Source organism: Compostimonas suwonensis, from assembly GCF_002797855.1.
In the GTDB taxonomy this organism is placed as follows: Bacteria; Actinomycetota; Actinomycetes; order Actinomycetales; family Microbacteriaceae; genus Compostimonas; species Compostimonas suwonensis.
The window spans coordinates 293,939-307,385 of the sequence record NZ_PGFB01000002.1 but is presented as its reverse complement, the minus strand read 5'-3'; the positions used below and the strand labels follow the sequence as shown (position 1 = coordinate 307,385).

The window sequence follows — 13,447 nt, the reverse complement described above, 5'->3', positions numbered from 1 at the left end:
CTGCTGAGCTACTGCTCGTCGATCGAAGGGTCGGATGCCGCGGCATCCGACCCTTCGTGCTCTGCGCGCATGTGCCGTTCCTGACTGCGCTGCAGCAGCTTCTTGACCACGAAGACCACGACGGCGAAGACCACGATCACGCCGACGAAGACGTAGCCGGCGAAGTGCAGCCTCTCGGACATCTCGCGGTAGCCGCCGGCCGCGAAGGTTCCCACGGAGACGTAGGCGAAGGCCCAGATGATGCTCGCCGGAACCGTCCAGGCCATGAACGTGCGGTAGCGCATGGGGCTCGTGCCGACGGTCACCGGGATGAGCGAGTGCAGCACGGGCAGGAAGCGGGAGAGGAAGACGGCGATCCCTCCGCGTCTGGCGAGATAGCGCTCGGCACGATCCCAGTTCTGCTCGCCGATCCTCTGCCCGAGCCGGCTCGCCCGGATCTTGGGGCCGAAGAACCGCCCGATCGCGAAGCCGATGCTCTCGCCGATGAGGGCGCCGACGACCACCGTGACGATGAGCGCCCAGTACTCGACAGGGTTGCTCACCCCCGTGCTCGTGACGAGCACGATCGTGTCGCCGGGAACGATGAGACCGATGAGGATCGAGGTCTCGAGCAGGATCCCGAGGCCCGCGAGCGCCGTGCGCAGCACCGGGTCGACATTCTGAACCGTGTCGAGGATCCAGCTCAGGATGTCGTTCATCCTTCCGAGCATAGGGGTGCGCACGCGCCATTCCCAGACCTCGCACAGAGTTGTGTACGCCGTCCACATGGAAACGAACTCGACGGCACGGTCTCACGAGCTGCGCTCCACAATGGCGGGGATGGTGCTCCAGGCGGGCGACGCGTCCTCAACCGTCTCCCTGTCCGACCTGCCCTCGGTCGACCCCTCACAGGCGACCCGCGCGCTGAAGGGAGCGCGCACACAGCGCGCGGGGTGACAATGGGTCGCGATGACTGACGATCTCGCCCGGGCCTTCCAGCGCACCGTCGTCGATCCGGGGTTCGTGCGACTGCGGGCGGCAGGTGCGACGGTCGTCGTGGGTCTGCTCAGCGCCGTCAGCGCCGCCCTCATCGGCGGTCTGAGCGGCGAGAGTCTCGACCTCGTCGTGCTCGCCGTGATGCTCTCCCTCAGCTATACCCAGGAGCGCGCCGGCGCGACGATCCGGCAGCGTCTGCTCGGCGCCGTGGCCCTGCCCGTCGTCGCCGTCGCGGCGGGCGGGGTGGGCGCGCTCATGGTGGGGCTGCCGGTGCTCGCTGCGGTGCTCTTCGTGCTGGCGATGAGCGGGGCGATCTGGGTGCGCCGTCTCGGCCCCACCGCGAGCAGGATCGGAACCCTCGTCGCCCTGCCGTTCGTCACGGTGCTCGTGGCGCCTCTGCCGGTGCGCCCGAGCGCCTTCTTCCCGCTGTGGACGGCTCTCGTCGCGCTCGTGGTGGTGGCCTGGGTCGTGATCGTGGGCGTGCTCGCCCAGCGGTTCGGCATCCTGCCGCGTGCGGTGGTGCCCGCTCCGTCCGCGGCACCTCGTGCCGCCGGGAAGCGCGACCATGAGCGTGAGCATGGACGCGGCCCCGAGCGCGCGCCGGGTGAGCCCGCTCCGCGCCGGGCGCTCGTGAGCACGAGGATGGCCGTGCAGATGGCGGCTGCGCTGCTGGTCGCCTTCGCCGTCGGATACCTGTTCTTCGGAGAGCACTGGCCGTGGGTCGTGCTCACGGCCTACCTCGTGTCGAGCGGCAACCGGGGCCGCGGCGATGTCGTGCACAAGGGTGTGCATCGCGTGCTCGGAGCGCTCGGGGGCACGATCGCGGCGACCCTGCTCGCGCTGGTCGCGCGGCCGGGCGACGCGGCGATCGTGGTGTGGATCGTCATCGTGCTCGCGCTCGCCCTGTGGCTGCGCCCGGTCGGATACGGCTGGTGGGCGGCCGGTGTGACGGCGGCGCTCTCGCTCCTCAACGACTACTCCGGCGTCTCCTCGCAGGACGCCCTGCTCGTGCGGCTCGTGGCGATCGTGGTCGGCGGCGTCATCGCGGTCGCGGCGGCCTGGCTGATCATGCCCGTTCGCACGGGCGACGTGCTGCGCCGTCGCACGGCCGAGGCGCTGGCGGCCCTCTCGGCCGTCATCGCGGCGGGGCGCGACGAGCAGGAGCTCCTCGAGGAGCGGGGCCACGACTTCGAGGTGGCCGTCGCGCGCCTCGAGCAGCTGGCGCCCACGCTCCGCGCCCACCGCGCGATCCGGCTGCGCGACCGGGGCGGCGTGCACCGGGCCGATGTCGTCGAGCTCGTGAGCCTGTGCCGCGACCCCGCGCGCCGCTATCGACGTGCCGTGCGCGAGCATCCGGGCGTCGTCGCCGACGGCGAGCTGCGTGCCGAGAGCGTCGCGCTCTCCCGACGTCTCGGGGCTCTGCGCCGCACCCTCGCGGGACGAGCCGACGATACGGATGTCGCGGCTCGTCGAGTGGTGGTGCAGGAGGGGTTGCGCGACCCCGGCGCCGCCGACGTCAGCGAGGCCTTCGTGGAGCTGCTCGACCTCTTCGGCCGCCTCGACGAGCCGATCGCGCTCCTGCGCCGCGCCCGGCGCTAGCGCCGGCGCCGAGCGCGGTCGCCGAGCGCGGCTTTGTTCGCGACCGACGAGCCCCGAGGCTCAGCGCCCGCGAACAAAGCCGCGCTCGGCGTGCGCGGCGCGCGGCGCGCGGCGCGCTAGAGCAGCAGCAGGATGAAGACGGCGGGCACGAGCACGAGCACAGCGCCTCCCGCGAGCACGAGCAGCCGCGCGGGGCGGGGCAGCGGCGGCGTGGGCGTGATCAACCTCGAGAGACGGGCGCCGAGGGCATCGGCATCCGTCGCCGAGGGCGTCTCGTCATCGTCGCCGGGCGCCTCTCTCCACGACGAGCCGACGAGGGCGATCGCGGTCGCGAGTGTCTCATCGTCGACCTCCTGGCGCGCGTCGTCGTCGGCGAGCATCTCGACGAGCAGGGCCACGGCCTTCTCGGCGCGGTTGGCGATCGGGAACCAGGGGAGCGCGCTGTGCCAGGCCTTGAAGGCGAGCAGCACGAGGTGGTGGAACTGCCGCAGGTGCGCGCGCTCGTGGGCGAGCACGGCCCGCAGCTGCTGCGCGTCGAGCAACTGCACGAGCCCCTCCGAGAGCACGGTGATCGTGCGCACCCCGGGCAGGCAGTACGCGACGGGTGCGGGGTGGTCGAGCAGCCGTGTGCCGGGGCGGTCGGGGATGGGCGAGCTGAGCAGCTCGACGAGGGCGTGGTGCCGCCGGCGCTGGCGTTCGGTGCGCACGGCCGTGTTCGCGAGGTTGAGCAGCAGGTGGATGCCGAGCAGCAGCGCTCCCGAGAGCGCGACGATGTGCGTCACCCCCACCGTCGGCGGCAGCGGACCGCTGAAGAGCTTGCCGGCGAGAGCCTCGAAGGCGGTCACGAGGTCGTCGCCGAAGGGGATGAGCCCGTAGCTCAGCAGGGCCCCGATCATCGACAGGCCACCGGCGAGGGCGATCGCCTGCCAGAGCGCGAGGGCGGTTCCGGGTGCGCGTGCTGTCCAGGACGCGCGGGCGAGGGCGATCGGCACGGGCCAGGCGAGTGCGACCGCGAGCACGGCCAGGAACGCCCAGGCGAGACTCATGCTGGTTTCGGCATACGACGTCAGCCGCGCGAGGCGAGGAGCTTGCGCAGCGTCTCGGCCTCGGTCGGGGAGACGCTTCCGACGAAGCGCGCGAGGGCGGCCTCGCGGTCGGGGGAGGCGCCGAGCACCTCGTGCATGAGCTCGGCCGTGTGGTCGGCACGGCTCGTGACGGCGCGGTAGAGGTGCGGGCGCCTGTCACGGGAGCGGGTGACGAAGCCCTTGCTCTCGAGCCGGGAGAGCACGGTGAGCATCGTCGTGGTGGCGATCTCGCGGCGATCGGAGCCGCCGGGGCCGCTGTCATCCGCCGGGAGCTCGACGAGCCGGTCGCGCAGCGCGTTCGCCGAGAGCTCGGCGTCCGACTCCCAGAGCACGTTCATCACCGCGCGTTCGAGGTCTCCCAGTGTTGCCATGACACCAGACTACCGTTTTCCCGCGGTTTGTTCTACGCTCTGTAGAAGAACGAGTTCTACGGTTCGTAGAACTCGATGGTCGGGCCGCTGAGACGGCCGTCCGAAGGGAGTGCGGGTGAACGAGCTGCTCGATCCACTGCTGCTGTCGAGGTGGCAGTTCGGACTCACGACGATCTACCACTTCCTCTTCGTGCCGCTCACGATCGGCCTCGCCCTCACCGTCGCGATCTTCCAGACCGCGTGGTACCGCACGGTGAAACCGCACTACCTGCAGCTCACGCGCTTCTTCGGCAAGATCTTCCTCATCAACTTCGCGATGGGCGTCGTCACCGGCATCGTGCAGGAGTTCCAGTTCGGCATGAACTGGTCGGACTACTCGCGGTTCGTCGGCGACGTCTTCGGCGCCCCGCTCGCCTTCGAGGGCCTCCTCGCCTTCTTCCTCGAGGCGACGTTCATCGGCCTGTGGATCTTCGGCTGGGACAAGCTGCCGAAAGGCCTGCATCTCGCCACCATCTGGGTGACAGCCGTGGGGTCGATCCTCTCGGCCTACTTCATCCTCGCCGCGAACGCCTTTATGCAGAACCCGATCGCCTACGAGATCAACCCCGAGAAGGGGCGGGCCGAGCTCACCGACATCTGGGAGCTGCTGACCAATCCCGTCGCACTCGCTGCGTTCCCGCACACGATCTTCGCGTGCTTTATGGTCACGGCCGGCCTCATCATCAGCGTCGCCGCGTATCACCTCGCCCGCAACCAGCACCTCGACACGATGCGCCCCGCCCTCAAGTTCGGCCTCTGGATGATGGTGGGCGCCGGCATCCTGACCACCCTCGCCGGCGACCAGCTGAGCCTCGTGATGGTCGAGACGCAGCCCATGAAGATGGCCGCGGCCGAGGCGACCTACAACACCGTGACGGGGGCGGATGCCTCGTTCTCGATCTTCACCCTCGGAACCCCCGACGGCGTGCACGAGCTCTTCTCGATCCGCATCCCGTATCTGCTGTCGTTCCTCTCCACCCACACCTTCGACGGCACGGTCGAGGGCATCAACGACCTGCAGGCGCAGTACACGCAGCTCTACGGCCCCGGCGACTACACGCCCATCATCTGGGTGACCTACTGGTCGTTCCGCTGGATGATCGGGCTCGGCCTGCTGCACGTCTTCGTCGCCGTCGTCGGGCTGTGGATCACCCGCAAGGGCCGTCACCCGAAGAACAAGTGGATCTGGAAGGCCGCGATCTGGTCGTTCCCGCTCTCGCTGCTCGCCATGACCGTCGGCTGGACCTTCACCGAGATGGGCCGGCAGCCCTGGCTCGTCTTCAGCCTGCTCAAGACCGAAGACGGGGTGTCGCCGAACGTGAGCGGCCTCGAGGTGCTCATCTCGCTCGTCGCCTTCACGCTCATCTACGGAACCCTCGCCGTCGTCGAGTTCCGGCTCGTCAAACGGGCGGCCCAGAAGGGGCCGGATGACGCACCCCGACCCGACCCGGTGACCGGCGACATCCGGCACGACGTCACCGTCTACTGATCTCGTCACCCAAGGAGCTGTCATGGATCTCGGTCTTCTCTGGTTCTGGATCGTCGCAGGACTGTTCGTCGGGTACTTCGTGCTCGACGGCTTCGACTTCGGCGTGGGGATGTCGCTGCCCTTCCTCGGCAAGGACGACGTCGACCGTCGTGTGCTCATCAACACGATCGGGCCGGTGTGGGATCTCAACGAGACCTGGGTCATCGTCGCGGGGGCGTCGCTGTTCGCGGCCTTCCCCGAGTGGTACGCGACGATGTTCAGCGGGTTCTACCTCGCGCTGCTGCTCATCCTGCTCGCCCTCATCGCGCGCGGCGTCTCGTTCGAGTACCGGCACCAGCGACCGGAGCACGCCTGGAAGCGCCGCTTCGACACGATGATCGTGGTCGGCTCGGCCGTTCCCGCCTTCCTCTGGGGTGTCGCCTTCGCCAACGTCGTGCGCGGGGTCCCGCTCGACGCCGGGCACAACCTCACGGGCTCGCTCCTCGACCTGCTGAACCCGTACGCCCTGCTGGGCGGTCTCACGACGCTCGTGCTCTTCTTCACGCACGGCGTCGTCTTCGTGACCCTCAAGACCGACGGCGAGATGCGCGCCCGGGCGCACCGGCTGGCGATCGGTGCCGGGGTCGTGACGATCGTCGTGGCGGCGGCCTTCCTGCTCTGGACGACGCTCGCGTACGGCTCGATCGCCTCGGCCCTGCTCTCGGCTGCGGCCGCGGTGGCGCTCGTGGGATCGTTCCTCGCGAACCTGCGGGCTCGCTCGGGCGTGGCCTTCGCGCTCATGGCGGTGACGATCGGCGTGGCGGTGCTGAGCCTCTTCAGCTCGCTCGTGCCCGACGTCATGCCGGCGAGCAATGATGCCGCCAACAGCCTGACGATCGCGAACGCGTCCTCCTCGCAGTACACGCTCACGGTCATGAGCTGGACGGCGCTCGTCTTCCTGCCCCTCATCGTCGGCTACCAGGCCTGGACCTACTGGATCTTCCGCAAGCGGATCACCCGGGCGAGCATCCCCGTGGAGCCCGTCGGCGCCGCCCCGGCCGGGCGCTGAGAGGCCCGTGATGAAGCCCTTCGACCCCCGCCTGCTGCGCCACGCGAGCGCGGCCCGCAGCACTCTGGCCCTCGGTGCGATGCTCGCGCTCGTGCAGACCGCGAGCATCGTCGGCTTCGCCTGGTTCCTCTCGCGCGTCATCGTGGGAGTCGTCGAGGGGCAGAGCCTCGCCGGGCTCTCGCCGCTCGTCGTGGCCCTCGCCGTCGTCGTGCTCGTGCGGGGCCTGACGATCTTGCTGATCGAGCGGGTCTCGGCCGAGGGCGCGGCCCGGGTGAAGAGCCAGCTGCGCGCGCGGGTGCTCGACACGATCGCGCGGCGCGGGCCGAGCTGGATGTCGACGCGGAACTCGGCGCGGATCACGACGATCGTGGGCAGCGGCCTCGACGCGCTCGACCCGTACTTCGCGAAGTACCTGCCGCAGCTCATCCTCACGGCGCTGGGCACGCCGATCCTCGTGCTCGTGCTCCTGTCGCAGGATGTCGCGAGTGGCATCACCGTCCTCGTGACCCTGCCGCTCATCCCGATCTTCATGATCCTCATCGGCTGGGCCACCCAGGCCGTGCAGCGCAAGCAATGGCAGACCCTCACGGTGCTCTCGACCCGCTTCCTCGACGTCGTGGGCGGTCTCTCGACCCTCACGATCTTCGGCCGGCAGCGACGCCAGGTCGAGCGGATCCGCGCGGTGACCGACGACTACCGCACGCAGACGATGTCGGTGCTCCGCTACTCCTTCCTGAGCGGGTTCGCCCTCGAGCTGGCGGCGAGCCTCTCGGTCGCGCTCGTGGCGGTGTCGATCGGCATCCGTCTCGTCGACGGCGAGCTCGGGCTCGCGGTGGGGCTCTTCGTCCTGCTGCTCGTGCCCGAGGCCTTCCTGCCCCTGCGCAACGTCGGGGTGCAGTATCACGCGGCGACGGAGGGGGTCGCGGCGGCCGACGACGTTCTGGGCATCCTCGGCGACGCGCCGGGTCCGGCAGCCGGGGATGACGCGCTCGACGGCGCATCGGGCCCGGCGACGCACCCCGGGCGGTCCTCGGCGCTCGAGCTCGACCGGGTGTCGGTCTCGTACGAGGGCAGGCCGGCGATCGCCGACTTCAGCGCCCGTTTCGAGCCGGGCACGATCTCGGCCGTCGTGGGCCCCAGCGGCGCGGGCAAGTCGAGCATCGTCTCGGCGCTGCTCGGCTTCGTGGAGTACGAGGGCGAGATCCGCCTCGGCGGCGCGGATGTCGCGGCCGCCCCCCTTCGCGGCCGCGAGTGGCTCGCCTGGTCTGGTCAGCGCCCGGGTCTCATCGCCGCGAGCGTGGCGCAGAACGTCACGCTCGGCGACGCGCAGCCGCACGCCGAGACCCTCGCACGGGCGCTGCGGCTCGCGGCCGTCGATGTCGAGCCGGAGCTCGAGCTCGGGGTCGGCGGCAGCGGCGTCTCGGGCGGTCAGGCGCAGCGGATCTCGATCGCGCGCGCCCTCTACCGAGCGCTGCGTCGGCGGTGCGCCGTGCTCGTGCTCGACGAGCCGAGCTCGGCGCTCGACCGCACGACCGAGGCGGTCCTGATGCGCGGGCTGCGCGAGATCGCCCGGGAGGGCTGCGCCGTGGTGGTCGTGAGCCACCGCGCCGCGCTCACGGCGGAGGCCGACGTCGTCGTCGAGGTGGGGGAGCGTGCACATGTCTGACGCCGAGGCCACCCGGCGCGTGCTGCGCCTGGCCCAGCCGCCGCTGCGCCGCTTCCTGCCGGGGGTGCTGTTCGGGGCGCTCAGCGCGTTGTGCGCGGTCGGGCTGCTCGCGACATCCGCCTATCTCATCACGCGCGCCGCCGAGCAGCCGCCGATCCTCTATCTCATGATGGCGATCGTCGGGGTGCGCGCCTTCGCGCTCGGCCGCGCCGTCTTCCGCTACCTGGAGCGGCTCTTCAGCCACGACGCGAGCTTCCGCCAGCTCGCGGAGCTGCGGGTGGGCGTCCTCGAGCGGCTTCTCCCGCTCGCGCCCGACGGGCTCGCGCGGTCGCGGCGCGGCGATCTGCTGAGCCGGCTCGTGCGCGATGTCGACGAGCTGCAGGATCACCCCCTGCGCGTTGTGCAGCCGCTCGTCTCCGCGGTGCTCGTGTGCGCGGCCGCGGTCGCCCTGGTCTGGGTGCTCCTGCCCGCTGCGGGCATCACACTCGCGATCGCGCTGCTGCTCGCGGCCGTCATCGGAACCGCCGCCGACACGGCCGTCGCCGCCCGAGCGGAGCGCGAGGTCGCGCCGCTGCGGGCACGGCTCGCCGATCTGATCCTCGATCTCACGGGCAACCTCGAGGTGCTCACGGCCTACGGGGCGCTCGACGCGGAACGCGCCCGCCTCGACCGGGCCGACGAACGCCTTCGTGCCGCGACTCTGCGGCTCGCCGCCGGCGCCGGGGTCGTCGGTGCCCTCGTCTCGGTGATCGCGGGGGCGGCGACGATCGCGGCGCTCCTCGTGGGGGCGCCCGAGGTGGCCGCGGGCGGGCTCAGCGGGCCGGTCCTCGCCGTCGTCGCACTCGTTCCGATCGCCGTCTTCGAGGTGTTCGCGGCGGTGCCCGCCGCGCTCGGAGCCTGGCGGCGGGTGCGCTCGAGCGCGCAGCGGATCGCGACCGTCGTGCCGCAGGAGCTGCCGCCGGAGATCCCGGCTGACATCGCGGCGGATGGTGCGGCCGGTGCTCCCGCGCCTCGCGCGGAACGCATCGAGCCGGCGCCGGGCACCCCGCTCGTCTCCCTCCGGGATGTCGCCGCCCGCTGGCCCGGCGGCGAGGCCGTGCTGCACGGCCTCGACCTCGACCTCGCGGCGGGGGACAGGGTCGTCGTCTCGGGCGCGAGCGGCGCGGGCAAGACGACGCTCGCCCACGTGCTCGTGCGCTTCCTCGACTACTCGGGCTCTTACCGCGTGGGCGGCGTGGAGGCACGCGAGCTCGCCCACGACGAGGTGCGGCGGGTCGTTGGCCTGTGCGAGCAGTCGCCGTACCTCTTCGACTCCGACATCCGCCAGAACCTGCTCTTCGCCCGCGACACCGCGAGCGACGAGGAGCTGACGGCCGTGCTCGACCGCGTCGGCCTCGGCGACTGGCTCGCGGAGCGCGGAGGGCTGGATGCCACGGTCGGCGAGCGCGGCCAGCTCGTCTCGGGAGGCCAGGCGCAGCGGATCGCGCTCGCCCGGGCGCTGCTCGCCGACTTCCCCGTGCTCGTGGTCGACGAGCCGACGGCGAACGTCGACGCGGAGCGCGCCGAGGAGCTGCTGCGCGACATCCTGGCGCTCGGCGGAGACGACGCGCGCGCCGTGCTCGTCATCTCGCACACGGAGGTACCCGGGGAGCTCGTCACGCGGCGTCTGGAGCTGCGCGGCGGCGGCCTGTTCGCGCCCGAGACGTCGGACGACGCCTCGCTCAGGAGGGAAGCGGCCGCCTCAGCGCCTCGAGACGCCGTCGCCACGCGCTGAGGCGGGCGGCATCCGGCGCCGCGAGCTGCGGGCCGTCGATCCAGGAGGTCGCGGGGCGGATGCCGTGCAGGGCGTTGACGGCCCACAGCTCGGCGCCGTCGAGGTCGGAGGGCCGGGCCCGCTCCTCGGAGCCGGGGGTGCCGAGCGCACCCGCGAGCATCCGGATCGTGCGGGCCGTGACGCTCGCGACGCGTGTGAGATCGCTCGTCGGGGCGATGAGCGTGCCGCTCCGCCACCAGAGCAGCGCCGTCGTCGCGCCGTCGACGATCGTGCCGTTCTCGCCGAGGATCACGGCCTCCGTCGCGCCCGCCTTCTGCGCGTTCTGTCGCAGCCGGGAGAGGGCGGGGATGTCGGGGCCCTTGACGGCGGGTGTTCGACGGGGGTCGTTCGGGGCCGTCCAGAGGCTCACCGCCGTCTGCAGGGCGGGCGCCGGCCGCACCCGGAACCGTAGCTCGCGGCCGGTGGCGCGTTCGAGCAGCTCGGCGCGCGGAAACCACTCGCCCTCGCGGGGGATGAGCGCGAGCCCCTGCGCCCAGAAGAGCTCGAGCTCGTCGGGGGAGATCGTGCCGCCGAGTCGCGCGACGGCCTGCCCGAATCTCTCGCGATGCGCCTCGAGCGCGCGGGCACGCCCCTCGGTCACGAGCCAGGAGTCGGCGACGGCGAGCGTCGACTCCGCGAGGTCGCAGTCGTCGAGCGGATGCAACGCGCCGCCCAGCCAGCGGAACGTCGTGTCGATCGTGGTCACGCCTCGTCCCTCGTGTCGGTGCTGTCGTGTCGTCGGCGCGCCTCGGACCGGCCGGTGGCGTCGTTCCAGGCTAACCCCGCTTTAGGCTAAGACGATGATCCGGCGGCTCCTGAGACTCCCTGTCGACGCCTGGGTCGACCCGGCGATCGTCTTCGCGGGTCTGTACGCCGCGGAGCCCTACGCCGTCTGGCTCGACGCGGGAGCGGACGCCTCCTCCAACGGGGCGTCGTCTCGCAGTTACCTCGCTGCCGGCCGTGCGCAATCCGAGCTCATCACCGCGGATGTCGCGACCGCGACCGTCACACGCCGCCGACTCGACGGCGCCCACGAGTCGACCCGCCCGGGTGCGATCCTCGATGTGCTCGCCGAGGCCCTCGCCGGCGCGTCGGTGTCGAGCGACGCGGTGTCGAGCGCGTCGGTGTCGAGCGACGCGGTGCAGGACGCGCGCAGCGACGGCGATGGAGCATCCCGCGGTGGCTTCCGTCTCGGGTGGGTGGGGTGGCTCGGGTACGAGGCGGGCGCGTCCGCTGCGGGCGCCCCGGTCGCGGCATCCCGATACCCCGATGCGGCTCTGCTCTTCGTCGACCGCGCCGTCGAGTTCGATCACGGCTCGCAGGCGATCACGCTTCTCGCCTTCGACGACGATGGAGCCGAGCACTGGTTGCGGCAGACGGCGGCGGCGATCGCGCAGCTGCGGGAGAGCGATGGCACCGCCCCCGACCGCCGGGCCGAGACATCCGACATCGTCGCGTCAACGAGCGCACCCGGCCACGACGACGCGAGTCCGCGCTGGCGGCACGGCGAGGAGCGCTATCTCGAGCTCGTGCGCGAGTGCCAGGAGGCGATCCGCCGTGGTGACGCGTACCAGCTGTGCCTCACGAACGAGGTGCGGGTGCACGGCCGGTTCGACCCGCTCGCCGTCTACCGGGGCCTGCGCGAGCTGAGCCCGACCCGCAACGGCGGTCTTCTGCGCTTCGGCGAGCTGAGCGTTCTGAGCGCGACGCCCGAGCAGTTCTTGCGGGTGAGCTCCGACGGTCACGTGTCGACGAGTCCGATCAAGGGCACGCGCCCGCGAGGCGCCGACTCCGAGGACGATTCCGGGCTGCGCGCCGAGCTCCTCGCGAGCGACAAGGAGCGCGCCGAGAACCTCATGATCGTCGATCTCATGCGCAACGATCTCTCCCGTGTCGCGAGGCTCGGCACCGTCGAGGTCACGCGACTGCTCGAGGTCGAGAGCTATGCCCAGGTGCACCAGCTCGTGAGCACCGTGGAGGCGCAGCTCGACGAGGGTTCGAGCGGAGTCGACGTCGTACGGGCGTGCTTTCCGGCGGGATCGATGACCGGCGCGCCCAAGTCGAGCGCCATGGGCATCCTGCACGCCCTCGAAGCGGGCCCACGCGGCGTGTACTCGGGGGTCTTCGGCTATTTCGGCATCGACGGCGCGATCGACCTCGCCATGGTCATCCGCAGCATCGTGCTGGGGCCGGATGCCGCGGCGATCGGTACCGGCGGGGGCATCACGGCCCTCTCCGTGCCCGAGGAGGAGCTGGCCGAGACGCGCGTCAAGGTCGACGCGCTCCTCGGTCTGCTCGCCCGCTGAGCTCAGGGGCGCGGTCGTCCGGCGCTCACGCCTCGGCGATCCGGATGAGCACCTTGCCCACCGTCTCCCGCTCGACGGCCTCGTGCGCCGCCGCCGTGTCTTCGAGCGCGAAGCGGTGCAGCGGCAGCCCGGCGGCCTCGCCCACGGGCAGTGCGCCGGCGACGATGGCCGCGGTGACGTCGTCCGCGGCGTTCGTCATCTGCTCACGGCCGAGCGTGTAGAGCAGCACGAACTGGTAGCGCGCGTTGAGCCCCATGTTCCTGCGCACGTCGAAGGTCGCGGGCTTGTCGCCGTTGTTGGCGTAGACGGCGATCGTGCCCTGCGTTCGCAGCACGGAGAGGTCGAGCTCGGAGTTGCCGCCGACCGCGACCTCGACGATGAGGTCGACGCCGTCGGGGGCCGCCTGCCGGATCTGCTCGGCCGCGTCGGCGTCCCGGTAGTTGACGACGTGATGCGCGCCCGCAGAACTCGCGTAGCCGGCCTTCTGCGGTCCGCTCACCGTCGCGATGACGGTCGCCCCGGCCCAGCGTGCGAGCTGGATGGCGGCGTGGCCCACGGCCCCGGCGCCGCCCGCGACGAGGATCGTGCGACCGTCGAGGGCGCCCGGGGCGAGCCGGGCGGGGCCGCCTTCGGTGACGGTGAGGGCCCGGTGGGCGGTGATCGCGGGCACGCCGATGCTCGCGCCGAGCTCGAAGTCGGCGTTGGCGGGCAGAGGGAAGACGCGCTCGGCGGGAACGACGGTGTAGTCCTGCGCGGTGCCGCCGGTCGGCCGGTTGTAGGCGGCGAGGGTGAGCCACACGCGGTCGCCCACGGCGAGGCCCGCGACATCCGGCCCGATCGCGTCGACGACGCCCGCGCCGTCCTGGTTGGGAACGAACTCGATCTCGCCCCGCGGGTCGCCGGCGGGGGCACTGCGCGACTTCCAGTCGGTCGGGTTCACGCCGGAGACGACCACCCGCACGCGCACCTCGCCGGCGGCGGGCTGTGGGATCTCGCGCTCCACGAGATGAAGCACGGATGCGTCGCCGGGCCGGTCGTGGACGATTGCTCTCATGG

At 71.6% G+C, this 13,447-nt stretch carries 11 protein-coding genes; 6 read left to right on the top strand and 5 right to left on the bottom strand.

The window, feature by feature from the left end; all coding sequences use genetic code 11:
- Nucleotides 1–8: 8 nt before the first annotated feature.
- Nucleotides 9–698 carry a DedA family protein gene (locus tag CLV54_RS05225; RefSeq protein ID WP_100343892.1) on the bottom strand — a complete coding sequence of 230 codons (690 nt, stop codon included), beginning with the start codon at nucleotides 696–698 and terminating at the stop codon, nucleotides 9–11.
- Nucleotides 699–948: 250 nt separating this feature from the next.
- Here CLV54_RS05225 and CLV54_RS05215 point away from each other — a divergent pair, with 250 nt between their 5' ends.
- Nucleotides 949–2,574, top strand: coding sequence for an FUSC family protein (locus CLV54_RS05215; protein ID WP_100343890.1), 1,626 nt, complete (start codon nucleotides 949–951; stop codon nucleotides 2,572–2,574).
- A gap of 116 nt (nucleotides 2,575–2,690) precedes the next feature.
- On the opposite strand, the gene CLV54_RS05210 is transcribed toward CLV54_RS05215, so the two are convergent.
- Both CLV54_RS05210 and CLV54_RS05205 read right to left on the bottom strand, forming a co-directional pair.
- Complete coding sequence (locus CLV54_RS05210) at nucleotides 2,691–3,620, bottom strand: M56 family metallopeptidase (RefSeq protein WP_100343889.1); 930 nt, start codon at nucleotides 3,618–3,620, stop codon at nucleotides 2,691–2,693.
- Nucleotides 3,621–3,640: 20 nt separating this feature from the next.
- Nucleotides 3,641–4,030 carry a BlaI/MecI/CopY family transcriptional regulator gene (locus CLV54_RS05205; protein ID WP_100343888.1) on the bottom strand — a complete coding sequence of 130 codons (390 nt, stop codon included), beginning with the start codon at nucleotides 4,028–4,030 and terminating at the stop codon, nucleotides 3,641–3,643.
- A 115-nt stretch (nucleotides 4,031–4,145) separates the two neighbouring features.
- Here CLV54_RS05205 and CLV54_RS05200 point away from each other — a divergent pair, with 115 nt between their 5' ends.
- From CLV54_RS05200 to cydC, 4 genes are read left to right on the top strand one after another with little or no spacing between them, the layout of a single operon-like run.
- A complete protein-coding gene (locus CLV54_RS05200) occupies nucleotides 4,146–5,558 on the top strand; it encodes a cytochrome ubiquinol oxidase subunit I (protein ID WP_100344386.1) in 1,413 nt (470 codons plus the stop codon).
- A 22-nt stretch (nucleotides 5,559–5,580) separates the two neighbouring features.
- Nucleotides 5,581–6,606, top strand: coding sequence for a cytochrome d ubiquinol oxidase subunit II (gene cydB / locus CLV54_RS05195; RefSeq protein WP_100343887.1), 1,026 nt, complete (start codon nucleotides 5,581–5,583; stop codon nucleotides 6,604–6,606).
- Between the two features lie 10 nt (nucleotides 6,607–6,616).
- Entirely contained in the window at nucleotides 6,617–8,272 is a 1,656-nt protein-coding gene (gene cydD, locus CLV54_RS05190; RefSeq protein ID WP_100343886.1) for a thiol reductant ABC exporter subunit CydD, read from the top strand.
- On the top strand, nucleotides 8,265–10,046 hold the full coding sequence (gene cydC, locus CLV54_RS05185) for a thiol reductant ABC exporter subunit CydC (RefSeq protein WP_100343885.1): 1,782 nt from the start codon (nucleotides 8,265–8,267) through the stop codon (nucleotides 10,044–10,046). The genes cydD and cydC overlap by 8 nt, the downstream gene beginning before the upstream one ends.
- On the opposite strand, the gene CLV54_RS05180 is transcribed toward cydC, so the two are convergent.
- Complete coding sequence (locus tag CLV54_RS05180) at nucleotides 9,994–10,791, bottom strand: aminotransferase class IV (RefSeq protein WP_245861376.1); 798 nt, start codon at nucleotides 10,789–10,791, stop codon at nucleotides 9,994–9,996. The two genes, cydC and CLV54_RS05180, sit on opposite strands and share 53 nt — an antisense overlap.
- Nucleotides 10,792–10,885: 94 nt before the next feature.
- On the opposite strand from CLV54_RS05180, the gene CLV54_RS05175 reads away from it, so the two are divergent.
- Nucleotides 10,886–12,391: an anthranilate synthase component I family protein gene (locus CLV54_RS05175; protein ID WP_100343884.1), complete on the top strand. Its 1,506-nt coding sequence runs from the start codon at nucleotides 10,886–10,888 to the stop codon at nucleotides 12,389–12,391.
- 25 nt (nucleotides 12,392–12,416) lie between these two features.
- Here CLV54_RS05175 and CLV54_RS05170 read toward each other — a convergent pair whose 3' ends face one another.
- Complete coding sequence (locus CLV54_RS05170) at nucleotides 12,417–13,445, bottom strand: NADPH:quinone reductase (RefSeq protein WP_100343883.1); 1,029 nt, start codon at nucleotides 13,443–13,445, stop codon at nucleotides 12,417–12,419.
- Nucleotides 13,446–13,447: the final 2 nt, after the last annotated feature.